A 26,451-nucleotide genomic window follows, 5' to 3' on the forward strand; every position below is an offset into this window, starting at 1 on the left:
CGTCGCGCATGATCGTGAGTGTGCGGATGACCCCACCACCCTTAGAGAGGGCGGCAAGGGAAAGAGAAATTGCGATCATGGGTCACGCCGCGTCGAAGGCGACAATGTCGGCGGCGGTCGTTCCGGTCGACTTCACCCTGAAAGCGAAGACCGGAAGAATCGTGCCGCTGGGCACGTTCGCAAAGGTGATGCTCGTAGTGCCGTCCATCGACACGATAGCGAGGTCGCCGCCGGTGCCGACGTAGAGGCCGCGCGCGTTCACTTCTGTCGTGTCATGCGGCGTGATCGCGATGGGATATCGGCCAGGATCGATGTTCTTTCCAACGCCTGCGGAAATCGTCTTTGGGGCGGGCATGTGTGGCCCTCCTTTCGTTTTAGGATGATTTTCTGTTGGTCAGGTGATGCCGCGAATACGCAGCTCGCCGCGGGCGCCGGCGCCGGACGCCTTGGTTGCGTCGCCCGTCGCGCCGCCGCCGCCACCAGGCGCAGAGCCGGCCACGCCCACCGCGCTGTAGCGTCCACGGCCTCCGTTACCACCGAACCGGGACGTTCCGCCCAACGCATCATTTGAGCCGCCGCCGAACGCGCCGCCGCCACCAGCCCCGCCATAAATGGAGTTGCCGCCCGCACCGGCAGAGCCGCCCCCGCCGCCACCGCCACCACCGCCGCCGCCGTAAACTGTGTCTGTGCCGGCGCCGCCACCGCCACCACCGCCACCACCGCCGCCGCCAAAGCTGTCTGCCGGTCCGCCAGCGCTCGTTCCGCTCCCGGCCCCCAAAAGGCCACCGCCGCCGCCACCGGATCCAGCAGCTCCGCCAGCGCCGCCGTATGCCGTTACAAGGGATCCGAACGTAGTGTTGCCGCCATTGGCGCCGCTGGCGCCGGTTACGGCTGCGCCGCCCGCCGCTATCGCGACCACTTCACTGGTCCCGACGACGGAAGCTTGGAACCGGAACGGCACACAGACCGCCCCGCCCCCACCGCCAGCAAATGAGGTATCCGATGTGCCGGACCCGCCGCCGCCCCACGCCTCCCCCTCAAAGTCCTTATATCCGGGGGGCTTGGTAAAGGTGCCGCTGGCCGTGAAGACCTTGGAGAAGCCCTTGACGACTATCGACTTGATGTCCGTTCCATTGCCCTGGAACAGGCGAACCTCGCCGGGGTACATCACGAACGAGCTAAGCCCGTCCGTACCGTTCACGGTGATTTCATAGTCGCCGGCCGAAACGTAGCCGAACCATCCCGATCCAAGGCCGGACGGCGAGTCGAACGACAGGCTGATGCTCGCCGTAACCTCGAGCAAACAGCCGCGATCGTTGGCGACCATCTGATAGTTCGCCGACTTCGACAGGCGCGGCATTTGCTGCAAGGCCACGGTTGCGAGAACCTGAGAAACTCGCAGCGGGCTCATCAATAGGCTGTTCGAGGTGCCGGTCAGGGCCTCGGCTTGGGTTGCAAACGCCGGGGCTCCGGGCAGCGTGCTCCACGCGTAGGGCGTAACGCCTTCAATCGTGGAACTGCTGCTCCACGTCGCCAAGTAGCCGGCCGTCGGCGTGCCAAACTTGACTACGTCGCCGGACCCTGCGCCGGAAAGCCCGCGAATGTCCGTGGCCGCCGCAGCGGTTGCCACGACGCCGCTGGAGCCAAGGTAGCCGCTGGTTGGCGCCGGCCCGTCTCCGCCGGTCCAGTTGATCGAGAGCACGATGCGGGCGCTGTCGGCCACGGTCGCGAAGACCGGCGTCCAGCCGTCAGAGCCGCCATACGCTATGACCTGGTCAAGGATGTCCTGCGCCTCGTCGCGCGCGGTCTCCGCGCCGGTCTGCGCGGTCTCCGCGTCAGCCTTCGCCGTCAGGGCGCCAGCCAGGATGGCGCCGTTGATCGCCGTCATTCCAGAGACTTCGTCGTAGCTTTCCGACTGGCCGTCGCTGGTCGTCCAAGACACGCGATAGAGCGTGTCGTTCGGAACGTAGATCGCTGGGAAGCGGCCTGACGCATCGCTTTCGACCGGCCACGGATGCGGAATGGTCAGCGCGGCGTCGGCATATACGGTGACGGGCGTGGGCTGGGCGGTCTCCGCGTCGTAGAACGACAGGGTGGCGGTTACCGGCTGGAGATCCAGGCCAACGCTAGGCATCGCCCCGGAGATGTAGACAAGAGCGGACATGCTGCCTCATGGGCTGTCGCCTCGCGGGTGGCCGCGAGGTGTGGTAGACGTTGGGGATGCGCTATTTCTGGTTTGCCGCGCTGGTCTGGGCGCTCATCACGGCCTCAGACCCGCTTGCCATGGCGATGGTGCCTATCGGCTTTGCGGTTCACCGGCTGCTGGTGCGGCTACAGGCATGGATGCTTGTTGCAGGACCAATTTCGCCTGAGCAAGCAGAGGAACTAGACCGGCGTTGGCCTTCGAGGCGGTCTCGAGCCGCGCAACGGTCGCTGAGTACGCCGCAGGGTTCCGCGCGCTAGCCTGGCCCAGGCGGGCCAGCCAGCGGACGGCAAGCGGGTTGGTCAGGATCTCGCCGACCGCGGCGGCGCCGCCCAGCCCCCCAGCGGTCGGGACCATCGTCTTCGGATTGAGCAGAAGTCCAAGCGTGCCGATGCTTTGCAGCGAAACAGCGCTGTTGGAGGCGTTGGCCCCCTTCTGGACTTCCTGGGGTGGGCGGCGAAAAGCGACCGGAGAGGCCCGCGGCAGCGGACGTCGGCACCCGAAGGGCCGGAACGTCAGTGGAGGAGCCGGCCAGAGGCCGGCTTGCCGATGTTCGCGGCGGGCCTAGAAGGGCGCGCCGCCCACCCCCCTTTTTGGGGAAAGGAAAAGAAAGAGAGTCATCGCGCGACGCGCGATGGCCGCGACCGGACCGCGAGGTCCGGCTCAGCGCCAGCGATCGTGACCCGAGAGGGACGAGACCCGCGACGCCAGGCGTGGGGCTCGGCGGCGTCCGCCTTGCCGGCGCCGTAGAGCGCGGTCGCGCCATGCGCGAGGCGCCCATGCTTGCGGTTCAAGCCGCCTGACGCGCCAAACACGGCAAGAGTTCGCCAGCGACGGATATCCGCATCACCGTCAGCAGCGGTCGGAAAACCGGTCGAACGCATCGATCCGGCGTGTGAGCAGGTCGACCTCGCCGCCATAGATCTCTTCACGAAGAAACGCCATTTCGGCGTCCTTCCGCTCTTCGCCGACATCCGTGTACCAACAGCGCGCGGGAACGCTGTCGTCGCCGCTCCAGCGATAGCCGCGCTCCTTGAGCCTGTCTTTCATGGCGAAGGGAGAATTCTGCGCCCAGATCCGCCACTGGCTCGCCCGGGCGCGCTCCAGGAGATGACTAAGCGCCGTGCGTTTGCTGCGCTGCATTTCCGTCGCCAGCAACTCGATCGCCGCCAAGCAGTCGTTCGTCGCCCGATGGCGGTCGTAGAAAAAGCCAGCGCCAGCGGCCAGCCAGACGAGCTTTGCGCCTTCGTGCCCCTCGGCGCTCCAGTCGACCTCTCGCATCGAGCAAGCCCAGGGCTTGGTGGTGAAGGTCGCGCAAAAGCGCTCCAGGAAACGCCGGTCAAAGCCCGCGTTGTGGGCGATGATCAAGGCGGCGGGCGCGGCCGCGGCCGCCACGGCGTCAGGATTGATGCTCTGACCGGCGACCATGGCGTCATCGATCCCCGTCAGGGCGGTGATCTCGGGCGGGATGGGTCCGGAAGGCTGACGAAACCCGTGGAAGGGCTCGAGCACCTCGTAAATCACGCCATCGAGGCCATAGCGGAAGGGGATCATCGCCAGTTCGATGATCTCGTGCTGCTTCGGGTCGAGCCCCGTCGTTTCGACGTCAACGAAAAGCCCGATCCGTGTGGGCGCGTCGGCGGGAACGGGCAACCGAGGCCGAGGGGAAAGCCGCCGCAGCACCCTGTAGTCGTCGCTCGCCTCCAGGGCCGCGGCCATGGCGGCCAGGTCAGCGGTGAGGGTCATGGCGCGGGCCGGTCAGCTCGCCTTGGCCAAGGCGACGGGCGCGCCCTGGGCGTGGCGCCAGGCGGCGATGAGCGCGCGGTTGGCGACAGCTTCGCTGACCTGCAGCAAATGGACGAGCGTGACGCCTTTCTTGCCGCGCGCCGCCCCGGCTCGCGGGCGAGCGCTTGGGAGAGGGGCAGGAGTTCAGCCTGGTCCGAAGGGTGAAGCCTGATCACCGCCCAACCGACTTCCGGCCAGCCGACGGTGGCGAAGGTCTTGCCGTGAACGGCCAGACGAACCGCGCCCATCACGGTGTGGGCCTTGACCATCGCCAAGCCGCTGGCGAGCGAAATGAAGGTTTCCGGCGTCATTGGCGCCTCCCGACGTATTCCGACGGCGGACAACACCATGAGTCGCCTTGCTCGCCGAAACGGCTGCGGAGCCTTGGCCATAAGGATGGCAAGCCGCCGAGCGGTCGCCTTCCCGCAAGCGCCTGACATGGCGAACCATCGCCATTCTTTGCCATTTCCGTGTTTTGCCGCCCGTCGAGGCCCCATTGAATCGGGTCGTGGGCCGTCAATAGTTCAGGCTTCGCTAGGCAGGAGCGCAAATAAACCCATGGCCCCACCGCCCGCCTTCACGCGCTTGGTCGTCTCAAGGGCGACGACACCGACCAGCAAGGGCCTACGCCATGGCCGGCGCTGATCGGGTCGCCGCCCGCCCCTTTCCCGAGGACTGGGCGGAGGACGAGCCGATGAGGCTGAACGAGGCCGTGGCGGTGTTCGCCGGCAAGCTGCCGATCACGACGCCGATGTTGCGGACCGAGATCGCCAAGGGCCGGCTCGTCCCCGCCCGGGTCGCGGGGAAGCTATTCGTCACGCCCGCGCAGCTTCGAGAGCTTTTTCGCCCATGCCCCGCCCCGCCCAAGGTCCTCGGCTCTATCTCCGCACCGGTCGCATCGACCCGCGCACGAAGCTCGCCCTCCCCGACGTCTACGTCATTCGGGACGGATCGACTCAAAAGAGCACGGGATGCGGCCCAGACCGCCTGCGAGAAGCTCAGCTCGCCTTCGCCCGCTATCTCGCGGGGCAGGCGGTCCGCGCCAGCGCCGCCGACTTGAGCCGTCCCTCGCCCGGCCCCCTGGAGCCCATTAGGGATCGATCAGAGCCCATCCCCGTGGCCGAGGTCCTGGCGCTCTACGCGCAGGAGCGCGCGCCGGAGTTGGCGAGCTCTCCCGTGACGATGGCGGGCTTCATCCGAGCGCTCCTGTCGTTTTGGAGCGACAAGTTCGTCGAGGACGTCAAGCGATCGACCTGCAAGGCCTACGTCCAATATCGAGCCGCGCAATCGGTGAAAGGCGCTCAGCCCGGCGCGCGCCTGGTCTCCGAACAGACCGCCCGACGCGAACTGGAGGTGCTGTCCGCGGCCATCGGCTATTGGCACGCCGAGACGCCCCTTTCGGTGAGGCCCAAGGTCTGGTTGCCACCGCGGGCGGAAAGCCCGCGCGACGCCCTTACACGCGGCCAGGCCGCGGCCCTGCTCTTGGCCGCGCGCGGCTACCGACGCGGCGAGGATGGCGTCATGCGCCGGTTGACTGGCTCCCAGCGTGAAAACCGCGCCCACCTCGCCCGCTTCATCCTGATCGGCCTCTACACCGGCACGCGCAGCGCGGCGATCCGAGCTCTGCTTTGGGAGCCGTCGGCCACTCAGGCTTGGGTCGATCTCGACCGCGGCATGATTTATCGCAAGGGTCTTCGCGAGCGCGAACACGCCAACAAGCGGCGGCCGATCGCTCGTCTGCCCCGTCGATTGTTGGCTCATCTGCGCCGCTGGCGAGCGTTGGACGCTCGCGCCTCGACCGTGCGATCCCAACCGCTCGATCACGTGCTCCACCACGGTGGGGCCCCGATCGCGACGAAGGTCAACAAGGGCTTCGACGCCATCGCCCGGGACGCGGGCCTTGAGGATGTCACGCCTCATTGGCTGCGCCATACCTGCGCGACTTGGCTCATGGAAAGCGGCGTGGATCTGTGGGAGGCGGCGGCTTACACGGGCATGACCCCCGCGGTGCTGCTCAAGCACTACGGCCATCACCGGCCAGACCATCACGCGGCGGCGCGATCGGCCTTCACCACCAAGCGGGCGGCCTAGCGGCTCATCGACTCCTGCTCGTGCGCCTATGACAAGGTGGCTCGCCGGCGCAAGCTTGGTCCAGTGATTCCAAGGGAGACACCCATGAACGTTTCGGATCTCGTCGATGCGGCCGTCGCCGCCGAACCCAAGCTCACAAAAGCCCAAGCCAAGGCGCTGATCGACGGCGTCTTCAAGGCTCTGACCGAGGCGGCCGTAAAGGGCGAAGAAGTCTCGATCCCGGGCTTTGGCAAGTTCAAGGTCCAGGCCAAGCCGGCCCGCACCGGCCGCAATCCTTCGACGGGCGCGACGATCGAGATCGCCGCCAGCAAGAAGGTCGCCTTCACCCCGGCCAAGCAACTGAAGGACGCCGTCAACGGCTGATCGACTTTGTCGGCGCGGCCAGCCTTCGAGGCTCCGGCCGCGCCGCATCGGTTGCGCTTCTCCTCGATCGGCCCGTCGCTATCGCCCCGGCTCGCCAGAGCTTGGGCTTTGCCAATCGGCTTCGCCGGGGGCGAGCGACAGGGCGCGTCGCCAGCGGCTTGGCGTGTCGCCGACCAAGAGGTGGAAGGTCCGGGAGAAGTGAGCCTGGTCGGCAAAGCCGCAGGCCCTGGCGACTTCAACCAGGCTGTCGTTGGTCTCCGCCATCAGACGCTTGGCCCGCTCTATGCGCCGCTCGATGACATAGGCCTTGGCCGAACGCCCAAAGCTCTCGCGGAAGGCATGGGAGAAGTAGGCGGGGCTCAACCGGACAGCCGCGGCCAACTCGCGGATCTGGAACCGTCGACCGATGTTTTCGTCGATGAAACGCACGGCCCGTCTGATCCGCCACGGCGCCAATCGGCCGACCGCGGGTTCCTCTTCCAGCCGCTCGATCTGGGCGGCCAGGATCGCCGTGGCCTGATGCAGCAACGCCCGCGCGCCATCGGAATCGAACGCGAGCCTTCTTTGCGCGTTCACGACGAGACGCGCCAAATGCATCGCCTGCTCGCCGCCGAGGCCAGGAACGGCGTCCGCGGCCGCGGGCTCCTGGTCGCCGACCAAGCTAACCACCGTCCGCCGTGCGAAGCGATCGACATTCACGGCCGATGACTGGAAGATCCAGGCCATCGAGCCGATGACCAACGTCAGGCGCGGCGGCGCCCCCATGGCGCGGACGGGCGTGATTGGGATTGCCTTGCAACACGCCATGGTCGAATCCGCCGCGCGCGAACGCGGCCAATAATCCGTGCGATAGCCCGCGATCAGCGGACATCGGCGATCGCCGAAATCACCCGTTCCCAAGCGGTCACATTTTGCTCAAGCGAAGCTGGGTCGACGCGCGAGAGCACATCATTGGGCGTATGATGCACGTCAAAGAGCCCCGTGGCGTCCTGATGAAGCCTTAGGAGCGGCGCCCCGGCCGCGGCCAGCACGCCGATCTCCGCGACACCCGGGCCCGGACCTCCCACCGCGACCGGAAGGCCAAGCGAACCCAGGGCGCCGCGCACCCTCTCGACGGTTTCATCGGATGTTCCCGGCGGAAGCGTAACGCGTGTCACGCGCCCTCCCCCCCAGTCGCTCTCCGCCACGACCAGGGCCCGTTTCACATCGGATGCATGGCGGGCGGTAAAGGCGCGGGCGCCGACGAAGTCGCGCAAAGCGCCCGGTTGGCTGACTTCTTCGGCGCCGAACCAGACAAGATGGATCGTGTGTCGGGGGGTCTTGCCGGACCGCAAGATGCGCGTCGCCGCCGCGGTGACGGCCGCGATCCCGAAACCATCGTCAATGGCTCCGGTCCCTTGTTCCCAACTGTCGAGATGGGCGCCGATGATGATCGGCGCGGCGTCGGGGTCGCTCCCGGGGATCGTGCCCACCACGTTTTGCGAGGTCCCCGCGCCCGCCCATCCCGCCGAGGACTCAAGACGCATGCGCACCGGTCCGAGCCCCGCCGCCCGCTCGATTTGGTCCGTCGCGGCTGGCGATAGCGCGAAGGCTGGGAACGGGCGTGGCAGGGTCATGCTGGCCCCGCTATTGGCCACGTTGTCCTGATGGGTTCCCAAGGATCGGACGACGAAGCCGACCGCGCCCCTGGCCATGGCTTCGGCCGGCCCGCGCGCGCGCGCCGGCGCCGCCTCGACATAGCCATCGCCGTTGATCGCGCGTCGCACGGGTTCGACAACGGCGACGATGCGCCCGCGAACTTCAGCCGGACTGCTTTTCAGGAAGGCGTCGTAGCTCCGGAACAGCGCCACCGGAGCCTCGACCGGCGGCCCCGCCACCAGCCCGCCAAGCGGGGTCGCGACAAGCCGCTGGGCAGGGTCGCCGATCAGTTCGACCCGTGTCTCGCCGGGAGTCCAGCGGAGCAAGGGGAAGGGTTCGATCGTCACGCCCTGGAAGCCGAGCGCCTTCATCTTGTCGCTTCCCCACCTTGCCGCCGCGGCCTCCGCGGCGGAGCCCGCGGGGCGTGGGCCGAACAACGTCGTAAGATCGCGAACCAGATCGTAGGCCAAGGACGCCGGTGGGGTCTCCGAGGAAGAGGCGATTTCGGCGGCCTGTCCAAGAGCCGTGGTCGAGACCGCCGCCAGCACCCAGATCGCAAGCAGCCGCGCGCGTCGCCCGAGCATGTCATTCTCCTTCCAAGGGTGAGCATGCCTTAGGACGCGGGGATGGGATCACTGAAGCCGGCGGGCGCCGATAGGCGCCATCCATGAAATGGATAGCGCTATGCGATCCCGAACTCAGCTAGGCTCAACGGCCCCGGCCGCGGCGAAGAGTTGCTCGCGAAGCCAGCGGTGCCCCAGGTCCTCCTGATGCCGCGGATGCCAGTAGGCGCTGATCGCGACCGCCTTTAGGGAAACCGGCGGCGTAAAGAGATCCAAAGCCGCGTCGAAGCGGCGGAGCATGCGAGTGGGGAGCGTGCACAGCAGATCGCTTCCCGCGATGATCGTCGGCGCCACCGCGTAGCTCTGAACCGACATCGCGACGAAGCGCCTTCGCCCGATCGCCTCCAAAGCCTTGTCGATGACGCCAGCGAAGGGATCGCCCGCCGATGAGACGAGCAGATGGGCGTGGTCGCAAAACGCCTCCAGGTCCATCGGGCCTGTTCCGCGGGGATGATCCTTGCGCTGCGCCGTGGCGAAATCATCGTCGAACAGCGAGCGCCCAATCCAGCCGTTATCGGCGTCGGTCGCGCCGCCCACGAAGATGTCGACATCGCCACTCTCGAGCAGGGCCGGGATTTGCTTGCGGTCCGGCACCGCCAGTCTCAGGCGCAGACCTGGCGCGGCGGCGCGCACGCGCCGCGCCAGGCCCGGGCCAAGCATGATCGCTGGGTTTTCCTGCAGCGCCAAGGTGAACACGCGGTTGCTGCTCGTCGGATCGAAGGTCCCGGGCTCCATGACCGCGGCGATCCCGCGCAGCACGTCGGCGATCAACGGGGTCAGCGCTTCGGCGCGCGGCGTTGGGACCACGCCGCGTCCGCTGGGCGCTGGAACGAACAAGCGATCACCCAGCAGGGCGCGCAGCCGGGTCAAACGGGCCGAGAGCGCCGGTTGGCTGATCCCCAACCGCCCCGCGGCGTGGGTGATGTTGCGATCCTGCAGCAGCGCGTCAAGCGCCAGCAGCAGATCAATGTCCATGCCCTCGACTGGCTTCACCCTCACCTCGTTCGCGATCCGGCTGGTGGTCGGCGCAAAACCGCGCCGCGCGGATCAGGCGCGAGCCGATCACAACCAAGCCTGATCGAACGCCGCAATCCGCGAGGGCTATTTTTCGTCGCCATCACGGTTGGTGTAAACGACCGGCGCCCAGGCATAGCCGCCTTTTCCATCTTCCAGGACATGACCAATGCCGGGGAACGGCAGGTGCGGGGCGGCGATGAGCGTCCCTCGCGCGGCGAACTCCGCGAACGCCTGCTTGCGCACCTGCGCCGCGCGCTTGTCGTCCTGGTCGTAGGCGATGGTCACGTCCGGATCCGGAAACTGCACCGCGGCGACGTGGATGGTGTCGCCGATGAAGACGATCTGCTCACCCTTGCTGGTGAGCGTATAGAAGGCGGCGCCCGGGGTGTGTCCCGGATGAATGGTCGCGCTGATCCCCGGCAAGACCTCGACCGTACCGGTGAAGGTCTTCACCTTGCCCGCGTCCAGATACGGTTTCAGCATGTTCTGCGCGATGTCGAAATGGATGTTGTCGTAACCGGTGCGCGCCTGGTTGGCGCGATCAAAGAAGAAGTCGACATCGGGCTTGCCGACGTGGACCGTGGCGTTGACGAACACCCGCCGCCCGCCCCTGACGAGCCCGCCCGCGTGGTCGGAGTGCGCGTGGGTTATGAGGATGTCGCTGACCTGTTCTGGGCGAAATCCCAGGGCCGCCATGCTGGCGATCAGCTTGCCGCCCTGGCCCGGGCCGAACAGTTCTCCCGACCCCGTATCGACGAGGACAAGACGCCCAGGCGTCTCCAGCAGGAAGGCGTTGATCGACGCTTCCACGGGATTGGCCTGGAAGTTGCGCGCAAGAAGCGCATCGGTGTTTTGGGGCGTGGTATGGCGCAAGAGCATGTGCAGGTCCTGCGCGACGCTGCCATCGGTCAGCGACGTGACCCGGACATCGCCAACACGAATGCGGTAGCCGCCAAATTGTTGGGAAACGACGTGCTGGGGACCGGGCGCTTGCGCCCTCGCCGGCATGCTCGCCAGGGCGGCCGCGGCCACGAGGGCCAGGGCCGCGGCGCGGGGTAATAGGTCGTACTTCATCGACAATCCTTGCGTTTGGGATGCCGACAGATGACGCTCTGGACGCCATCGATGGAGAGCGCCGCCGTCTATGCCATTCATCCACGCCGTGGATAGCTTGGCGCGCGGCCGGGGCGCCCGCGCCCGCCGATCATGATTTGATGGCGGTCAGATAGGCCACGCACATGAGGATCAACTGGTGTTGCACCGCGTGGGCTTCGGAAGCGGGAAGATCACGCTCGAACACATTGCGCACGGCCCCGAAAATCGTGGTCAGGAGCGTGAGGTTCACGGTCCGCGGATCGGCGAACTTGGCGTCCGGAGCGGTGGTCAACATCGCCTCGGTCGCCGTATCAACCCGCCGCGCGAAGGCCTCGATCAAGGCGTCATTGTCCAGCTCCACCACGGAGCGGTAGAGCGCCCGGGTGACTTCGGGTCGCTCCATCTTGGCGGCCCAGTAAGTTTTCACGATCGACTCGACCATCTTGGCGATCGGAGCGCCATGACACGCCAGCGCTTGGGCCTCGACCCGCTCGGCCAAGGCCAAGAGGTACCGCTCGTTCAAAGCATAGAGCAGCCCCTGCTTGTGCGGGAAGTATTGGTACATGGTGCCGACGGAGACGCCGGCGCGCTCGGCCACGCGCGTGGTGGTCAGGTGCTCGGGTCCCTCGGCCACCAAAACCTGAAGGGTCGCCTCGAAAATCGCGTCCAAGGTCGCCGCGGCGCGCGCCTGACGCGGCTTTTTCCGGGGGGTTAGATGCTTGGGCGCGTCCGGGACCATAAGCGAATCCTAAAACCGAAGAGGGATTCATATCTTGCCGCCTCATCGTGCTTTTAGCATCGCGGAGGTTCTGGACATGATCCACTCAGGTCGCGTCGCGCTCGTCACCGGCGCCAACAAGGGCATCGGGCTCCAGATAGCCCGCCAACTCGGCGAGGCGGGCGTTGGGGTGGTCATCGGCGCTCGCGATCCAAGCCGCGGCGCCGCGGCCGCGGAGGCGCTCGCCGCGGAGGGACTGAAGGTCCAGTCCGTCGCGCTCGACGTCACCGATCCGGCGAACATCGAGGCGGTCGCCAAGATCATCGACGCCGAACATGGCAAGCTCGACATCCTGGTCAACAACGCCGGCATCGTCGATGGACGGGACGGCCCCCCGAGCCTGGCGGCGGCCGACGCGGCGCGCCGTGTCATGGAGACCAACTTCATCGGCGCTCTAAGCGTCACCCAGGCGATGCTGCCGCTGCTCCGCCGTTCGAAAGCCGCTCGGATCGTCAATCTATCGAGCTCCCTGGGCTCCTTGACGCTCAATGGCGATCCCAACTCGCCCTACTATTCGGCGCGACTGCTCGGCTACAACGCGTCCAAGGCGGCCCTGAACATGTTGACCGTCCAACTGGCCGCGGAGCTGCGAGACACCCCGATCGTCGTCAATTCCGTTAGTCCAGGCTACGTGAAGACCGACTTGACCGGCGGCGGCGGCTTCATGACGCCGGAGGAAGGCGCCCGCTTGCCGGTCGCGTACGCGCTGCTGGGCGAGGACGCGGCGTCGGGGCGGTTCGTGGAGCCCGGTGGCGAAACGCCCTGGTAAAGCCCCGCGGCGATGGTCCAGACCGCGCCCAAGAGCGTCATCCGATCATCGCCGCGCCAGGCCTCTTGGCCGCTCGAATATCAGCCGTCGAGAGGCCTCTTCGACAGCCATTGGGCGGCTTTGGACTAGCCGGACGGCGCGCGCCTTCCGCCTAAGCCCAGCTTGGCCAAAGCCCTGTTGCCTCGGGAGGCGGCATGTTCGACGGAAGGATGATCGGCGGCATCACGGTGTTCGTCGCGGTGGCGCAGACTGGATCCTACGCCGGCGCGGCTGAACGTATGGGCTTGACCCGCTCGGGGGTTGGCAAGGCGGTCGCCCGCCTCGAGCATCGAATGGGCAGGCGGCTTTTCGACAGGACAAGCCGCGCGCTCAAGCTGACCGATGAAGGCAGAGCCTTCGTTGACGAGGTCGTGCCTTTGCTCGAGCGGCTGCACGTGGCGGCCGCGCCCTCGCGCCCCGATGAAATCCGCGGACGCCTTCGCGTAAGCTCCGACTCCGCCTTCGGCGCATTCCTGCTGGCCCCGTCTCTGCCTCAGCTGGTCGCCCGCCACCCCAGGCTCAAGGTCGATCTCGTCATTCGCGACCGGGTGGACAACCTCCTCGCCGACGGCTTCGACGTCGCGGTCCGATTTGGAGAGCCGGAACACCCAGGGCTCGTCAAACAGCCGGTGCTGGAAAGCCGCCTCATCACCTGCGCCAGCCGGATCTACCTCTCGGGCCGGGACGCGCCGACCAGCCCCCAAGCCCTGCTCGGCGGGCACGTCTGCGTGAACATGATCGACGACGCCTCGAGGAGGCCTCATGGCTGGGACTTTCTCAGAGCCGATGGCGCCGAGCACACGATCGCGCCCGACTGCAATGTGACCATCAACGACGCCTCGTCCCTGCTAAGCGCCGCGCGCGCGGGCTTCGGCGTGGTGCGGCTTCTCGACTTCATGGTCGAGGCGGAATTGCGCAGCGGAACGCTGGTCGAAATCCTCCCCGAATGGAATGAGCGGCGCCGGCGCGCCTATGTCTACGCGCCGGCCCAGTCGCACGCCTCGCCAAGTCTTATCGCCTTCACCGAATTCGTCCGCTCCATGGCGCGGGACAAGACGAACGCTTGAGGACTGAAAGGGCGCGCTGAGGGGACAATTCGGGCCGAAACCTCTCTATCGACCGCCCATTTCCTAGATCCGACGACACAACGCGAAAGGATCTGCGATGACTGATGCGAACGTGATCAACGAGGTCGAGGGGAAGACGGCGATCATCACGGGCGCGGCAAGCGGGATCGGCCGCGCGACCGCCGAACTGTTCATCGAACGCGGCGCCAAGGTGGTGGCGGTCGATCTCGATGAAAGCGTCAATGACTTGGCGTCGGATCGCCTGCTGCCGATCGTCGCCGACGTGACCTCGGACGGCGCGGCGGAACAGGCCGTGACGTCGGCCGTGGAGCGGTTTGGCCAGCTCGACATCCTGGTCAACAACGCTGGCTACATCAACTATCAGTCGGTGATCGAGACCAGCCGCGAGGAGTGGGAGAAGGTCATGGCGATCAACGCCACGGGCTATTTCCTCTTCTCCCGCGAGGCCGTGAAGGCGATGCTGCCCAACAAGCGGGGCGCGATCGTGAACATCGCGTCGTACGCCTCCTATTTCGCCTTTCGCGACATAGCGCCCTACGCGGCGTCAAAGGGCGCGGTCGCGCAATTGACGCGCGCTCTGGCGCTTGAGGTCGCGCCCCAGGGCATCCGCGTCAATGCGATTGGCGCGGGCAATGTGATCACCAACCTCCTCAACTCGTTCCGCGACGATGGTCCGGAATTCCTCGCCGAACATGGCGCTCAAGCGCCGATCGGTCGCGCCGCCCAGCCGCGCGAGATCGCCGAGGTCGTCGCCTTCCTAGCGTCGGATCGCGCCAGCTTCGCCATCGGCTCGATCTTCATGGTCGACGGCGGCTTCAGCGTCCAAATCCAATAACCAACCGCGACGAAAAGACGGAAGGCCGGCGTCGAGAAAGACGCTCGCGCCCGGCCGCCCTGCCTGTCGATCGCCTCGCTCACACGCACGACATCTCAGGAGAAACCCATGACCTCAGCCGAACATATCCGCCGGCTCTACGACGCGGTGAACGCCAAGGACCTGGCGACGATCGCGGCGTTTGGCTGCGAGGAAAGCGAGTGGCTTGATGTGCCCTTCGATTACCTCGCGACAGGCGCGCGCGCCATCATCGACCCCTGGGCGGCCTGGTTCGGTTACTTCCCGGACTCGTACAGCGATCCGGTCCACATCACCGCCCTGGGAGACACGGTGGTGGCCCAGGGTCTCACCAAGGCGACCCACAAGGGCGCTTTCCCATCTCCGGCCGGCCGCCTGGACCCCACCGGGCGGACCATCGAGGTGCGCTTTTGCGATGTCTATCGCCTCCGCGGCGACAAGATCATCCGCGCGGACAGCTATTTCGACTTCTACTCGCTGCTCCGGCAGATCGCTCCGGAGCGGCTGAACGGGCATACCAACGCATCCTAAACCTAGCGCGGGGCGGGGCTCGGCGACGCGTGCCGGCGAGGGGCGCGACGCCGTCCCGGGAAGCCAAGTTACGCCCATTCTGGCGCGAGAAGCAGCCCCGACCTCAAACTTGGGTCGCGCCCGACATTGGCCGCTGGCTCTGGAGTTGGCGGCCAACGGGTCCTATCGCCGCGCCGGCGGCAAGATGGCGATGGCTCGAAAGTCATTGACGTTGGTCAGCGTGGGGCCGGTGAAGAGCAGGTCACCGCTCAAATCAAAGAAGCCATAGGCGTCGTTGTCCGCCAGATAGTCCGCGCCTAGCGCCCCCCTTTCGGCGGCTTCGCTCAGGCTCGTTGGACGCAGGATCGCGCCAGCATTGTCCTCGCGCCCATCGATCCCGTCCGTGTCGGCCGCGAGGGCAAAAATGCTCGCCTCGCCATCCAGCGCCAGGCCGAGCGCGAGCAGATATTCGGTGTTGCGCCCGCCCCGTCCCCGCCCCACGACCGTCACCGTCGTCTCGCCCCCTGAGAGCAACATCAGAGGCCTGTCCCCTGGCTGGAGTCCATGGCTCAAACAGCGCGCCAGAACAGCGTGCGCCCGGGCCACATCGCGCGCCTCCCCCTCGATCGCGTCTCCCAGGATGATTGGCTCATATCCAAGGCCGCTAGCCGCTTTGGCGGCGGCTTCGAGTGAAAGACCCGGCGCGGCGACGAGTTCGAACCGCCCCTCGGCGAACGCGACACCCGCCGAATGCTCGCTCGCGGGATTGGCCAGCCAGCTTGCCACCGCCGGTGTTGGAACGATGTCATAGCGCCGCAAGATCGCCTCGGCCTGGGCGCGGGTCGTCATGTCCGCCACCGTTGGCCCCGAAGCAATGAACTGGGGATCGTCTCCGGGCACGTCGGAGATCGCCAAGGTTAGTAACCGCGCCGGGCCAACCGCCTGGCGCAACCTTCCCCCCTTCACCAGGGACAAATGCTTGCGAACGCAGTTGATCTCGGAGATTGGCGCCCCGCTCAGAAGCAGAGCCCTGATGAGCGCCTGCTTGTCGTCGAGCAAGACCCCAGGCGGTGGCGCGACCAACAGCGCCGAGCCGCCACCGGACAACAAGCACAGCACGAGGTCGTCGCTCGTCAGGTTCTCAAGACTGGCCAGGAGGCGGGCGGTGGCCTCGACGCCGTTGGCGTCCGGCACCGGGTGGGCCGCCTCCACGACCTCGATATGTCGTGTCGCCGCGCCGTGGCCATACCGCGTAATGACCAAGCCACTTAAGGGCGTTGACCAGTGGGCTTCGACCGCGGCGGCCATGGACGCGGCGGCCTTCCCCGCCCCGACCACGACAGTACGCCCCTTGGGCGGAGGCGGCAGAAAGCTGGATAGACACCGCATGGGATCAGCCGCGGCCAAGGCCGCGTCGAACATCCGACGCAGATCGGTCTCAGGGCTGCGCACGCGACATCCTCCCGCAACGTATTGCGCCGACCTATCGCCCGAAGCGACGAAGGCCCAATGCCGGACACGAATGAATCCATGCGAAAAAGCGAGCGGTCGGCGCATGAGCGCCGGCCGCCCAGTCGCGCCTACATCTTCAGGCTCACGGTGAGCCCGAAGGTTCGAGGTGGCGCATAAGCGCCGAAGTTGGCCCCGAGGAACGTGCCTTGATAAGTGCGCGTCACCTCGTTGGTCAGGTTCTTGCCCCAGAGCGAAATGGCCAGCTTGTCGGAGGCTGGGGTGTAGACGATCCGGCCGTCGACGAAGGTCGACGCCGGGCGCTGCTCGGGGCCGGTGTTGGAGTTGTCGTCGAAGATGTGGCTCTCGTAGCGGTAGTCGACGGCGAACCGCAGGTCGCCGCGATCGCCCAGAGCAAGATCGTAGGATGGCGACAGCACCACCTTGTGCTTGGGCGTGCGCGAGATGCGATTACCCGCGAAGTTCTCGCCGGGCTCGGGGACAAATTCGTCGAACCGCGCGTCGGTGTAGCCGTAGCTGGCCACCAATCGCACGCCCTTGAACGGCCGCCAGCTAAGGTAGGTCTCATAGCCCTTGATGGTCGCCTTGCCGGCGTTGTCAGTGACGGTGGCCAGACCATCGGTTCGCCGCGTCTGAAGATCGCTATATTTCAGGACATAGATCGTATTGTTCCAGATCAGGGCGCCGTTCAGGAAAGCGGCCTTCTGGCCAATTTCGTACTGGGTGGCGTACTCGGGCTCGAAGCCGTCGGCCGCGTCGACGGCCGAACTGGGCGTGTCCTGGAAGCCGCCGCTCTTGAAGCCCTTCGAGATCATTGCGTAGAAGAGTTGGTCCTCGGCCGGGTGATAGTTTACCCCGGCGCGATAGGTCACGGCGTCGTAGGTTCCCGAGACACTGACATCGTAGGTTTCCTCGGCGCGGAAGATCGAGTCACCCGCAGTGTTGGAGACGCGGTAGTCCTTCTTGTCCTTGGAATAGCGCAGACCGCCGATCAACGAGATCTTGTCGGTGACCGGGACGGTGACATCCCCGAAGAAGGCGTAGCTGTCGAGCCGGGCGTCTTGGTCGAAGATCTCCGTGCCCCTCCCCCCGATATCGAGCGTCAGCACATCCTTGCGAAGGGTCTTGCTGTCGAACTTGTAGAAGCCGGCGACCCACTGAACACGACCGCCGGGCAAGTTGCTCAGCCTGATCTCATGGCTGGAGAAATGGCTGTCCTCGTCATTGCCGCCGGCGATGTCGATGAAGTTGGTCGTCGGATTGCCGCCGTCGAAATCGTAGAAGGCGTGGTAATCCAGATCCCGGTAGGATCCGAGATAGGTCAGGGTCGCGAACGGCATATCCCAGTCGAGCTGGCCCCGGACGCCCCAGGTGTCGCGGTTCTGGTAGCCGTCGGTCGACCCGGCCGTACGCTTGCGGTCGCGATCCACCGTCCAAAAAGCCGATAGGTCATCGGTCTCATCCAGGTCGAGAACGTGCTGACCTGGCCCTTTGGCGCGATCACGCGTCCCGTCCACGGTCCACAGGAACCGGACCTCCTCGCGTGGCTGGATCGCCAATTGCAGACGACCGCTACGGGTGTCCTGATCCTCGACGCGGCCGCCCGTGAAGGTGTTCTTGACGTAGCCGTCATGGGTGCGCCAGCTGCCGCTGGCCCTGACGGCGGCCTTGCCCTCCAAGAGCGGGACGTTGGCGTAGGCCGCGCCCTCGAGACGCTTGTAGTTTCCGGCCGTCACTTCACCGGCCGCGTCCAGGCGATCGAACACGGGTCGATTGGTGACGACGTTGACCGCGCCGCCCACGACGTTACGACCATAGAGCGTGCCTTGCGGGCCTTTGAGGACCTCGATGCGCGAGACATCGAAGGCGTCGAACGCCACGGCGGCTGGCCGCCCCAAGTAGATTTCGTCGAGGAACACGGCCGAGCTTGGATCGCCGGCCGCGCCCCGATCCGAAGAACCGATCCCACGGATGGCGATCCGCGGCTGGGAGGCGGGAAAGGCGTCGAAGTTCAGGCCCGGGGTGCGCGTGGCCACGTCGTCGATCTCGCGAATACGGGCCTGCTGAACTTCCTGCGCGCCGAAAGCGGTCACCGTCACGGGGACGTCTTGCAAGCGCTCGTTACGCCGCTGCGCCGTGACCACGATCTCGTCGATAGCGTTGGTCTGGGTCGGCGCCGGGACGGCGGGTGGCGTCTGCGCGAGGCCCGGGGACGCGGCGGCCAGGGCCGTGGCCGCGACGCCACACGCCAACACTCGGCGATTCATCGTCATCTGTTTCATCCCCAATGTTCTTTTTTGCTCCTCAGGCGAACCTGGGGCTGCTTGGAGCTAAAGCGACGTCTTGACGGGGGTCAATGAACTGGATGCAATCAATCGATGCACTGAATGAAATCACAATGCGCGTGACCTGGCCCGTCGCCCCAGACACACTCCGCGCGATCGGGCGCTAGCGCCTCTTCGCGCCGCCAGAACGAGCTCGATCAGGTGAGTTGATGGCAAGGCGTGCGCTCGCGCCGCCGCCGATCGCCAAGAGGACGTCAAACCCGGTGGCGCGCGCTCCAACGATGTTGTGGACGCCTCACGCCAAGGCGGTGAACCGCGCCAGGGTCAGCCTGGGCAAGCGGACGGCGCGTCGGCTGTCTCGATCGATGCAGCACCATAGGCTGTCGACCTGCGCCAGGACTTCCTGGCCGCGCTGGATCATGGTCTGAAACCGGGCCTTGGCGCCGCCGGCGGTCTGGAGATGGGTGTGGGCCAGGATCGCGTCACCCAGGAAGGCCGGGCGCCGATAGGTGATCTCGTGCTTGAGCGCCACCCAGAGATAGCGGGCGACCGCCTCGGGATCGGCGATCCGTTCCCAATGATGGACCACCGCATCCTGGGTCCATCGCAGATAGACGGCGTTGTTGACATGCCCGATGTGATCGATGTCGTCGGGACGGACCGCGATGACGAGGATGCTGGATCCAGGCTTGGCGCCCGAGGTCGCGTCCGAACGCGAGGACGCCTGCCTCGTCGTCACGCGGCATAGCCTGGGTTGAGGCGATCAAGACGCCTTAGAAGGCCTGGCCACACAAGCGTGTTGGCCACTCCGCTCAGGCCGCTGGCCTGTCCTTCGACGACGTCCTGAACGTGCTCTTGAGGAATCCGCAAGGGCCCGCCCGCCTGCGCCGCCACCTGCATCTGGCAGGCGCGCTCTAGAAAGTACATCGTGGTGAAGGCCTCGGCCACCGAGGCGCCGGCCACGAGGGTCCCGTGATTGCGCAGGATCATGGCGTTCTTCCCGCCAAGATCCGCCACCAGCCTGGGCCGCTCGTCATGGTTCAGGGCCACGCCCTCGAAGTCGTGATAGGCGACGTTGCCGTTGAGCAGCATGGCCGTCTGGTTCAAGGGCAACAGGCCCGCTTCCTGAGACGAGACGGCCGTTCCGGCCACCGTATGCAGATGCATCACGCAACCGGCGTCGGCGCGAGCGTCGTGGACCGCCGAATGGATGGTGAAACCGGCGGGATTGACCATCTGCCTGCTCTCACCGACCACCTGCCCGTTCAGGTCGACCTTGACCAGGGAGGAGGCGGTGATTTCCTCGAACATCCAGCCAAACGGGTTGATCAGAAAATGGTGCTCGGGACCTGGCACGCGGGCCGAGATGTGGGTGAACACCAGGTCGTCCCACCCAAACAGCGCCACCAACCGGTAGGCCGCCGCGAGGTCGATCCGGATCGCCGCTTCCTGGGCGTTGGGCTGGGACGACGCCATCAAGGCGTGCGCGTTCATGGCGACCTCCTCAGTCGAGTTGAACATCGAGCAACCGCGCGAACTGCTGGCCGCAATGCATGTCGCGTTCGATCTCGCCGCCTTGCGGCGAAGTGCGCGCATAGGAGATCTTCACGACGTTCAGGCTCGGCACGGCGAAGCGCTTGACCTGATCAGGGCTGGCGCCGAACAGCCGATGCATCAGATCGGCGCCCAGGGCCGGGCTCTGGCTGTATTTGGCGAAGTTCTCCGGGCCGTCGAAGAACAGATCGAACGTCACCCAATAGGGTCCGGCGTTCTTGGAGCGAACGTGGCGGCAGACATCCTTGACCGTTTTCATCAGGCGGCCTCGGCTGCGCGAAGATCGATCCACACCGTGCGGACCAGTTCCATCGGGTCGTCGACGTGGACGACGTGGTTGAGCTTGAACTCGTAGACCTGGCCCCGTTCGACATCGGCCGGCGTGAACGCAAAGCCGTAGCTTGGCAGCTCCTTGTCCATCGAGATCGGCCAGTGGAAGAAATAGGCGTTGCAGGCCTTGGCGATCTGCGTGGCCGCTTCCTGGGTGTCGGCGGTGGCGACGAACAGCACGCCGATCTCGCGCGGCGCCGGCGTGCCGGCGGGCGGCTTGTCGCCCGAAACGGCGTTCCAGCCGTACATCCGCAGCGAGATGTGGAAGTCGCCGGCCTCCGGTCCCACGGACTTGCGAGCGCGCTCATAGAGGCCCGCGAGCATGCTGTCATGGAACTCGTCGATCCGGCAAAGGACGTCCGGATCCTGGATCCCGATCAGCATCAACGTCTGGAAACGACCGCCGGCCGCGCCTTCGAGCTTCATCGTGTAGGGCCTGGGCTCCCAGACCGAGCCGGTCACCTTGACGGTGCGATCATCGACCGGCGTGTAGACGGCGTCGGTGACGTCGAGCACGCCGCCTGGCTCGACCAGGCGGAACGGGTCGCTGTTTTCGTACAGCATGTGGGCCGAGACACTGTCGGGATCGCAACGGTTGTCCGTCGAGAGCGGCGAGACCTCGAACCCGTCTTGCGAAATGGAGATCAGCACCCCCGAGCCGCGATTGCGATAGACGGCGCATTGCGCGCCGCACTCGGAAACCTTGCCCGCGTGCCAGGCGGCGCCTTCGGGCGCGCCGTGCAGCAGGGCGAAACTGGCGATCACGGCCGTGTCCGTGGTGCGGCCGCCTAGAATGATGTCCGCGCCGTCCCTCAAGGCGGCCATATAGGGCTCGGGCCCCATCGCCGCGACAATGTGATCGCAGGCGTCGATGGTCGCGTCATCCAAAGCGCCCAGGGGCGCCAGGGGCGTGATCTTGCCCGCGGCGTTCTTGGCCTTGAGGATCGCCTTGTCCTGCTCCGAATAGAGGAGCGCGATGCGGGGCGAGATCCCCAGCTCGCGGGCGACCTCGATGACGATGTCGCGCGTCCAGTCGAGGTTCTTGTCGCCGCCGGCCTGTCCGCTCGTGCCGACGATCAGCGGAATCCCCGCCTCGGCCCCGGCCCTCATCAAGATGGTCAGGTCGCGCTTCACCGAGCCGCGATTGTTCTTGGACATCCCCAAAGCCAAGTAGGCCGCGCCGCTGTCGGTCGAGCCCGCATCGGTCGCGATGGCGTGGGCGCCCCGCGCGACGCCAAGGCGGACCTCCTCCTCCACGGCGCCAGATCCCAGCGAGCCCGTGGGCACGATGATGTTGATGGGTCCTGGCGACACGCGAACTCCTCCCAAAACGAACAGTCGTTCGGCGACGACGTTTCGCGGACCGTATTTTTATGGATTCACAATGTCAATTATTGGATGCAATTTGAGGCTCAGGCGTGGACCCGCGCGACGCCGCCAGCGCCGGCGGGCTTGCGCCAGACAACGCCGCGACCCGGCGCGCCGCGAACCTTGGATCGAATGATGCGCGAATTGATCTGGCGCCGCCCCTGGGACGCCAGGCTTCTGTGACGCGTTTTTTTGGAGAGGCCAGAACATGCCGCGCTCGCGCAAGGTCGTCGTCACGCAACGGTTCTTCGACGACAGCACCCAAGCCTATCTGAGGGCCAATGGCTGCGAGGTCGAGATCGCGTCGCTGCCGGAGGGAAAGGCCGATGGCGACCTCAGCCATGAAGCCCTGGTCGAGCTTCTGGCCGGCGCCGGCGGCTGGATCGTCGGCCACGCACGGGTGACCCGCCAATTGCTCGAGGCGCTGCCCGATCTTCAGATCGTGTCGCGTCGAGGGGTGGGGTTCGAGCGCGTGGACCTTGAGGCGGCTCGCGCCCTGGGCCGGGTCGTGACGATCGCCGCGGGCGGCAACGACGCTTCGGTCGCCGATCACGTGATCGGACTGATGCTGGCGGTCGCGCGTCGTTTCCGAGAGTCGCAACAGCGGATGATCGATGGCGACTGGTCGATCCTGATGGGATCGGACCTCTGCGAGAAGACCGTGGGGGTCGTTGGCCTGGGCCGGATTGGCAAGAGCGTCGTCAGACGGCTGGCCGGATTTGACTGCAAGGTCCTGGTTCACACAAACCGTCCCGACCCGGACTACGCCTTGGCCACCGGCGTTGAGTTTGTCGATCTGCCTGATCTTCTGGCGCGCAGCGACTATGTCACGCTGCATGCGCCGCTTACGCCCAGGACGCGCTTCATGATCGACGAGCGGGCGATCCAGGGCATGAAGGCCAGCGCGATCCTGATCAACACAGCGCGCGGAGGGTTGGTGGAAGACCAGCATCTGCTGTCAGCCCTTCGCGAAGGGCGCCTCGCCGGAGCGGGCCTGGACGTGTTCGTCAGCGAGAGCGACCCGTCGTATGGGGCGGTCTCACAAGCGCTGTTGGGTCAGCCTAACGTCGTCTGTACGCCGCACGCCGGCGCATCCTCGAGGGAAGGCTTGAATAGGACCAACCTTATCGCCGCGCGATCGGTCGTCGCCGTGCTTGACGGCGATAACCCACCGCCTGAGTGTGTCGTCGCCGACGGCCGCCCGGCTCATTGACGGCTCAGACGACCTTTTAGGAACCGCGCGCGGCATGGAGCTTGACTGGCTCGAAGACTACCTGGCGCTCGTGCGGCATCAGCACTTTGGACGCGCGGCCGAAGCGCGGAACGTCTCGCAGCCGGCGTTCAGCCGGCGGATTCGGCTGCTGGAGACCTGGCTGGGCGCGCCCCTGTTCAATCGCGACACTCATCGCGTGGCCCTGACGCCAGCTGGCGAACAGTGGCGCGCGAGCGCCGAGGATCTGTTGCGGCGTCTCTATCTGGGGCGCGACGAGGTCAGAGCCGTCGCCGAAGGCTTCGTCTCGACATTGCGATTTGCGTCCACCCACGCCTTGTCGATCACCTTTTTTCCGCGGTGGCTCGAAGAGATAGAGGCCGAGCGCCCCCTAGGCTCGACGGTAAGCCTGGTGACCGACAACATGGCCGGGTGCGAACGAATGATGCTGCAGGGCCAGACCCAGTTTCTGCTCTGCCACCACCACCCTTCCACGCCGGTTTCCTTTCTGCCCAACTATTTCACCTCGCTGGACGTGGGCGCCGACACGCTCGTGCCGGTTAGCGCGCCGGACCTGGAAGACCCCACAAGGCCGCGTTTCGCCCTACCCGGGAACCAAGAAACGCCAGTCCCCTATCTGGCCTTCACCGAGGTCTCCGGCATGGGGCGCATTCTGACATCCGTTCTCGCCCTGGAACGATCCTCGATCTGGCTGAACACGACCTTCAGCGCGCATGTGGCGACGGTTCTGGCCGCCATGGCCCGCGCGGGTCGAGGTCTGGCGTGGCTCCCCTTGAGCCTGATCGCCTCCGATCTCGAGCGCGGCGTCCTCGTGCGCGCTGGCGAGACACGATGGGACGTGCCGATCGACATTCGGCTGTTCCGCCCCCGCGCGCGCCAGAACGCGGCGGCCGAGGCGTTCTGGACACGCCTGAAACAGCGCGACGACAGCGCCCCGCCTCCACCGAGCGCCTGAAGAAGGTCAGCCCGCGGCGAGCTAGGCAGAGACTTGCGCGCCCACCGCGAGAGCGGTGTAAGGAAAGACGGCCGGCGGAGGTTTCCGCGTCGGGAGATGGCAAGCGGATGGCGATGGAGATGACGGGCCAAGAGGCGGAAGGCAGCGCGCCCCTGGCGGATCCTCCGCAGGTCGAGCCCACGACCAACACCGTCTTGATGAGGCTGCGGGAAATGATCGTTACGGGCCAGATCCCCCCGGAAACGCGACTTCGCGCCGAGGGTTTGGCGACCGAACTGGCGGTTTCTCGAACGCCGATCCGGAGCGCCCTGGCGGTTTTGTCGGCCGAGGGGTTGGTCGATTACAGCGTCAATCGCGGCTACACCGTCAGAGCCGTGACGATTAGCGACATCTTTGACGCGATCGAGGTCCGCGCCCGGCTGGAGGGGCAGGCCGCGCGCCTGTCCATCGAACTGGGCTGGGAGCCAGGGGCGCTTGACCAACTCGCCAAGCTGGCGCGTCGAGGACGGGCGATCCTGGAACAAGGCGATTGGTCCGAGGCCGCCGAGGTCGAATGGTACAGGCTCAATCACGCCTTTCATCGCGCCATTCAGTACGCGTCGGAGAACACGGTGCTCCGTAACGCCATCAAGATGACGCTGATCTATCCCGTTCTGGGCGATCCAGCCCGCCTTTGTCCGAGCGTCGCCGCCGCCGTGCCCCTGCGCTTCCGGCAGCTTTCGGCCACGCCCCCCGCCCATCTTTTGGCGTCACAAGCCGACCACGAGCGGATCATCGACGCCTTTCGACGCGATGACGCCGCTCTGGCCGAAATGATCATGACCGAGCATGTCCTGGCCACCAAGCGTCGCCTGCATGCGATCGCCACGCGGCGCTGACGGTCCTCCCAAGACCGGGACGCCGCGCCCGCGTCGAGGGTGACGCGCCGGGCGAGGCGAGGATCATTTCATCCGATTTCCGCATTGGCCACGGGCCATGCCGCTGGCCTAACCGAGTGTAGCCACGGCCAGGAGCCAGGGTGGATACGACCTCGCCGCCGCGCTTGGCTTGGCGCGCGAGCGATCCCCCGCCCTGCCCCGGCCCGCCGCCGCGCCGCTGGGGCTCGCCGCGGCGTCACGCGAGGAAACACCATGAGCCGTAGCCGCCACTATCGCATCGCCGTGATCCCAGGGGACGGGATTGGCAAGGAGGTGGTTCCCGAGGGACTGCGCGCGCTGGAGGCGGTTTCGAAGCGGTTTGGCTGCACCTTCGCGTTCGACCAATTCGCGTTCGCCAGCTGCGATTATTTTCTCGAACACGGCGTCATGATGCCCGACGACTGGAAAGACCAGATCGGCGGGCATGACGCGATCTTCTTCGGCGCGGTCGGCTGGCCCGAGAGCGTGCCCGACCACGTCTCCCTGTGGGGATCGCTAATCCAGTTTCGCCGCGAGTTCGATCAATACGTCAATCTGCGGCCGGTGAAACTGATGCCGGGCGTTCCAAGCCCCCTGGCCGGTCGCGAGCCTGGCGATATCGACTTCTACGTGGTGCGTGAAAATACCGAGGGCGAATACTCCTCGATCGGAGGCCGGATCTTTCCAGGCACTGAACGGGAAGTCGTCGTCCAGGAGACCGTCATGACGCGGGTCGGCGTCGATCGCATTCTCAAGTTCGCCTTCGAGCTGGCCCAGCGCCGCGAGAAGAAGCACCTGACCTCGGCGACGAAGTCCAATGGCATCGCGATCACCATGCCCTATTGGGACGAGCGGGTGGAAGACATGGCGCGCGCCTATCCCGACGTGCGCTGGGACAAGTATCATATCGACATCTTGACGGCCCATTTCGTCCAGCACCCTGACTGGTTCGACGTCGTCGTCGCCTCCAACCTGTTCGGCGACATCCTGTCGGACCTTGGACCGGCCTGCGCCGGCACGATCGGCATAGCGCCAGCGGCCAACATCAACCCCGAGCGAGATTTCCCCTCACTGTTCGAGCCAGTGCATGGCAGCGCGCCAGATATCGCGGGCCAGGGGATCGCCAATCCCGTCGGGCAGATCTGGTCAGCCGCGCTGATGCTGGATCATCTCGGAGAACGCCAGGCGGCTTCGGCGATCGTCGCCGCGATCGAGACGGTTCTGGCTCAGCCGCGGCTGCGAACGCGTGACCTGGGCGGCCCGCTCGGCACCGTCGACTGCGGCGCGGCGATCGCCCAAGCGCTGCTGGAGGCGCGATAGACCCACGCCAGACGCCGCTCTTAAAAAGGAACGGCCCGCGAAGGGATATTTTGCATCCACTTTATTGACATTTAGCATCCACGACACCTAGCCTGCTTCGAACACCGGACAAAACGGTGGATAGACAATAATAAAAATGGGGAGGCTGAAATGAACACTGACGCAGCTCCCACCTCGCCGCGCGGACCGC

General features: G+C 66.1%; 25 protein-coding genes. 10 read left to right on the plus strand and 15 right to left on the minus strand.

Features of this window, described 5'->3' with window-relative positions:
• Positions 1–82 precede the first annotated feature (82 nt).
• The 4 genes from CSEG_RS14870 to CSEG_RS22645 form a co-directional block, all read right to left on the minus strand.
• Complete coding sequence (locus CSEG_RS14870) at positions 83–355, minus strand: spike base protein, RCAP_Rcc01079 family (protein WP_013080057.1); 273 nt, start codon at positions 353–355, stop codon at positions 83–85.
• Between the two features lie 39 nt (positions 356–394).
• A complete protein-coding gene (locus CSEG_RS23560; RefSeq protein WP_013080058.1) occupies positions 395–2,164 on the minus strand; it encodes a hypothetical protein in 1,770 nt (589 codons plus the stop codon).
• A gap of 891 nt (positions 2,165–3,055) precedes the next feature.
• The gene (locus CSEG_RS14885) at positions 3,056–3,949 is read right to left on the minus strand and encodes a 3'-5' exonuclease (RefSeq protein ID WP_013080059.1); all 894 of its coding nucleotides are present in this window, start codon (positions 3,947–3,949) and stop codon (positions 3,056–3,058) included.
• A 663-nt stretch (positions 3,950–4,612) separates the two neighbouring features.
• Positions 4,613–4,762 (minus strand): hypothetical protein, encoded by a 150-nt coding sequence (locus tag CSEG_RS22645; RefSeq protein WP_157038995.1) that lies wholly within the window; start codon positions 4,760–4,762, stop codon positions 4,613–4,615.
• A gap of 75 nt (positions 4,763–4,837) precedes the next feature.
• On the opposite strand from CSEG_RS22645, the gene CSEG_RS14890 reads away from it, so the two are divergent.
• Positions 4,838–6,079: a tyrosine-type recombinase/integrase gene (locus CSEG_RS14890; RefSeq protein WP_013080060.1), complete on the plus strand. Its 1,242-nt coding sequence runs from the start codon at positions 4,838–4,840 to the stop codon at positions 6,077–6,079.
• Between the two features lie 66 nt (positions 6,080–6,145).
• A complete protein-coding gene (locus CSEG_RS14895) occupies positions 6,146–6,442 on the plus strand; it encodes an HU family DNA-binding protein (RefSeq protein ID WP_265416131.1) in 297 nt (98 codons plus the stop codon).
• Between the two features lie 78 nt (positions 6,443–6,520).
• Here CSEG_RS14895 and CSEG_RS14900 read toward each other — a convergent pair whose 3' ends face one another.
• The 5 genes from CSEG_RS14900 to CSEG_RS14920 form a co-directional block, all read right to left on the minus strand.
• The gene (locus tag CSEG_RS14900; protein WP_013080062.1) at positions 6,521–7,249 is read right to left on the minus strand and encodes a helix-turn-helix domain-containing protein; all 729 of its coding nucleotides are present in this window, start codon (positions 7,247–7,249) and stop codon (positions 6,521–6,523) included.
• A 53-nt stretch (positions 7,250–7,302) separates the two neighbouring features.
• The gene (locus CSEG_RS14905; RefSeq protein ID WP_013080063.1) at positions 7,303–8,664 is read right to left on the minus strand and encodes a M20/M25/M40 family metallo-hydrolase; all 1,362 of its coding nucleotides are present in this window, start codon (positions 8,662–8,664) and stop codon (positions 7,303–7,305) included.
• Positions 8,665–8,778: 114 nt separating this feature from the next.
• Positions 8,779–9,696, minus strand: coding sequence for a LysR family transcriptional regulator (locus CSEG_RS14910; protein WP_013080064.1), 918 nt, complete (start codon positions 9,694–9,696; stop codon positions 8,779–8,781).
• A 108-nt stretch (positions 9,697–9,804) separates the two neighbouring features.
• Positions 9,805–10,794, minus strand: coding sequence for an MBL fold metallo-hydrolase (locus CSEG_RS14915; RefSeq protein WP_013080065.1), 990 nt, complete (start codon positions 10,792–10,794; stop codon positions 9,805–9,807).
• 130 nt (positions 10,795–10,924) lie between these two features.
• Positions 10,925–11,485 (minus strand): TetR/AcrR family transcriptional regulator, encoded by a 561-nt coding sequence (locus CSEG_RS14920; protein ID WP_227878840.1) that lies wholly within the window; start codon positions 11,483–11,485, stop codon positions 10,925–10,927.
• A 145-nt stretch (positions 11,486–11,630) separates the two neighbouring features.
• Between CSEG_RS14920 and CSEG_RS14925 the strand changes: the two genes are divergently transcribed.
• The 4 genes from CSEG_RS14925 (at position 11,631) to CSEG_RS14940 (ending at position 14,873) form a co-directional block, all read left to right on the plus strand.
• The gene (locus CSEG_RS14925; RefSeq protein WP_013080067.1) at positions 11,631–12,362 is read left to right on the plus strand and encodes an SDR family NAD(P)-dependent oxidoreductase; all 732 of its coding nucleotides are present in this window, start codon (positions 11,631–11,633) and stop codon (positions 12,360–12,362) included.
• A 209-nt stretch (positions 12,363–12,571) separates the two neighbouring features.
• Complete coding sequence (locus tag CSEG_RS14930) at positions 12,572–13,468, plus strand: LysR family transcriptional regulator (protein ID WP_167535137.1); 897 nt, start codon at positions 12,572–12,574, stop codon at positions 13,466–13,468.
• Between the two features lie 97 nt (positions 13,469–13,565).
• Positions 13,566–14,324, plus strand: a complete 759-nt coding sequence (locus CSEG_RS14935; protein ID WP_013080069.1) for an SDR family NAD(P)-dependent oxidoreductase — start codon at positions 13,566–13,568, stop codon at positions 14,322–14,324.
• A 108-nt stretch (positions 14,325–14,432) separates the two neighbouring features.
• Positions 14,433–14,873: a nuclear transport factor 2 family protein gene (locus tag CSEG_RS14940; protein ID WP_013080070.1), complete on the plus strand. Its 441-nt coding sequence runs from the start codon at positions 14,433–14,435 to the stop codon at positions 14,871–14,873.
• Between the two features lie 162 nt (positions 14,874–15,035).
• Here the strand turns inward: CSEG_RS14940 and CSEG_RS14945 are convergent, their stop codons facing one another.
• The 6 genes from CSEG_RS14945 to CSEG_RS14970 all read right to left on the minus strand — a co-directional run bounded on the left by CSEG_RS14945 (position 15,036) and on the right by CSEG_RS14970 (position 21,805).
• Positions 15,036–16,274: a glycerate kinase type-2 family protein gene (locus CSEG_RS14945; RefSeq protein ID WP_041538330.1), complete on the minus strand. Its 1,239-nt coding sequence runs from the start codon at positions 16,272–16,274 to the stop codon at positions 15,036–15,038.
• Positions 16,275–16,432: 158 nt separating this feature from the next.
• The gene (locus tag CSEG_RS14950) at positions 16,433–18,595 is read right to left on the minus strand and encodes a TonB-dependent receptor (protein ID WP_013080072.1); all 2,163 of its coding nucleotides are present in this window, start codon (positions 18,593–18,595) and stop codon (positions 16,433–16,435) included.
• A gap of 307 nt (positions 18,596–18,902) precedes the next feature.
• Positions 18,903–19,346 (minus strand): acyl-CoA thioesterase, encoded by a 444-nt coding sequence (locus CSEG_RS14955; protein WP_013080073.1) that lies wholly within the window; start codon positions 19,344–19,346, stop codon positions 18,903–18,905.
• Positions 19,343–20,101 carry a class II aldolase/adducin family protein gene (locus tag CSEG_RS14960; protein ID WP_013080074.1) on the minus strand — a complete coding sequence of 253 codons (759 nt, stop codon included), beginning with the start codon at positions 20,099–20,101 and terminating at the stop codon, positions 19,343–19,345. Before CSEG_RS14960 ends, CSEG_RS14955 begins: the two co-directional genes overlap by 4 nt.
• Positions 20,102–20,111: 10 nt before the next feature.
• Positions 20,112–20,420: a DUF4387 domain-containing protein gene (locus CSEG_RS14965; RefSeq protein ID WP_013080075.1), complete on the minus strand. Its 309-nt coding sequence runs from the start codon at positions 20,418–20,420 to the stop codon at positions 20,112–20,114.
• Entirely contained in the window at positions 20,420–21,805 is a 1,386-nt protein-coding gene (locus CSEG_RS14970; RefSeq protein WP_013080076.1) for an acyclic terpene utilization AtuA family protein, read from the minus strand. The genes CSEG_RS14965 and CSEG_RS14970 overlap by 1 nt, the downstream gene beginning before the upstream one ends.
• A gap of 262 nt (positions 21,806–22,067) precedes the next feature.
• Here CSEG_RS14970 and CSEG_RS14975 point away from each other — a divergent pair, with 262 nt between their 5' ends.
• The 4 genes from CSEG_RS14975 to CSEG_RS14990 all read left to right on the plus strand — a co-directional run bounded on the left by CSEG_RS14975 (position 22,068) and on the right by CSEG_RS14990 (position 26,261).
• Positions 22,068–23,072, plus strand: a complete 1,005-nt coding sequence (locus CSEG_RS14975) for a phosphoglycerate dehydrogenase (RefSeq protein WP_013080077.1) — start codon at positions 22,068–22,070, stop codon at positions 23,070–23,072.
• Positions 23,014–24,045 carry a LysR family transcriptional regulator gene (locus CSEG_RS14980; RefSeq protein WP_208854785.1) on the plus strand — a complete coding sequence of 344 codons (1,032 nt, stop codon included), beginning with the start codon at positions 23,014–23,016 and terminating at the stop codon, positions 24,043–24,045. The genes CSEG_RS14975 and CSEG_RS14980 overlap by 59 nt, the downstream gene beginning before the upstream one ends.
• A gap of 107 nt (positions 24,046–24,152) precedes the next feature.
• Positions 24,153–24,923, plus strand: coding sequence for a GntR family transcriptional regulator (locus CSEG_RS14985; protein WP_013080079.1), 771 nt, complete (start codon positions 24,153–24,155; stop codon positions 24,921–24,923).
• 252 nt (positions 24,924–25,175) lie between these two features.
• On the plus strand, positions 25,176–26,261 hold the full coding sequence (locus CSEG_RS14990) for a tartrate dehydrogenase (RefSeq protein ID WP_013080080.1): 1,086 nt from the start codon (positions 25,176–25,178) through the stop codon (positions 26,259–26,261).
• The last annotated feature ends 190 nt before the right edge of the window (positions 26,262–26,451 follow it).

It is taken from the genome of Caulobacter segnis ATCC 21756, from assembly GCF_000092285.1.
GTDB classification, from domain to species: Bacteria; Pseudomonadota; Alphaproteobacteria; order Caulobacterales; family Caulobacteraceae; genus Caulobacter; species Caulobacter segnis.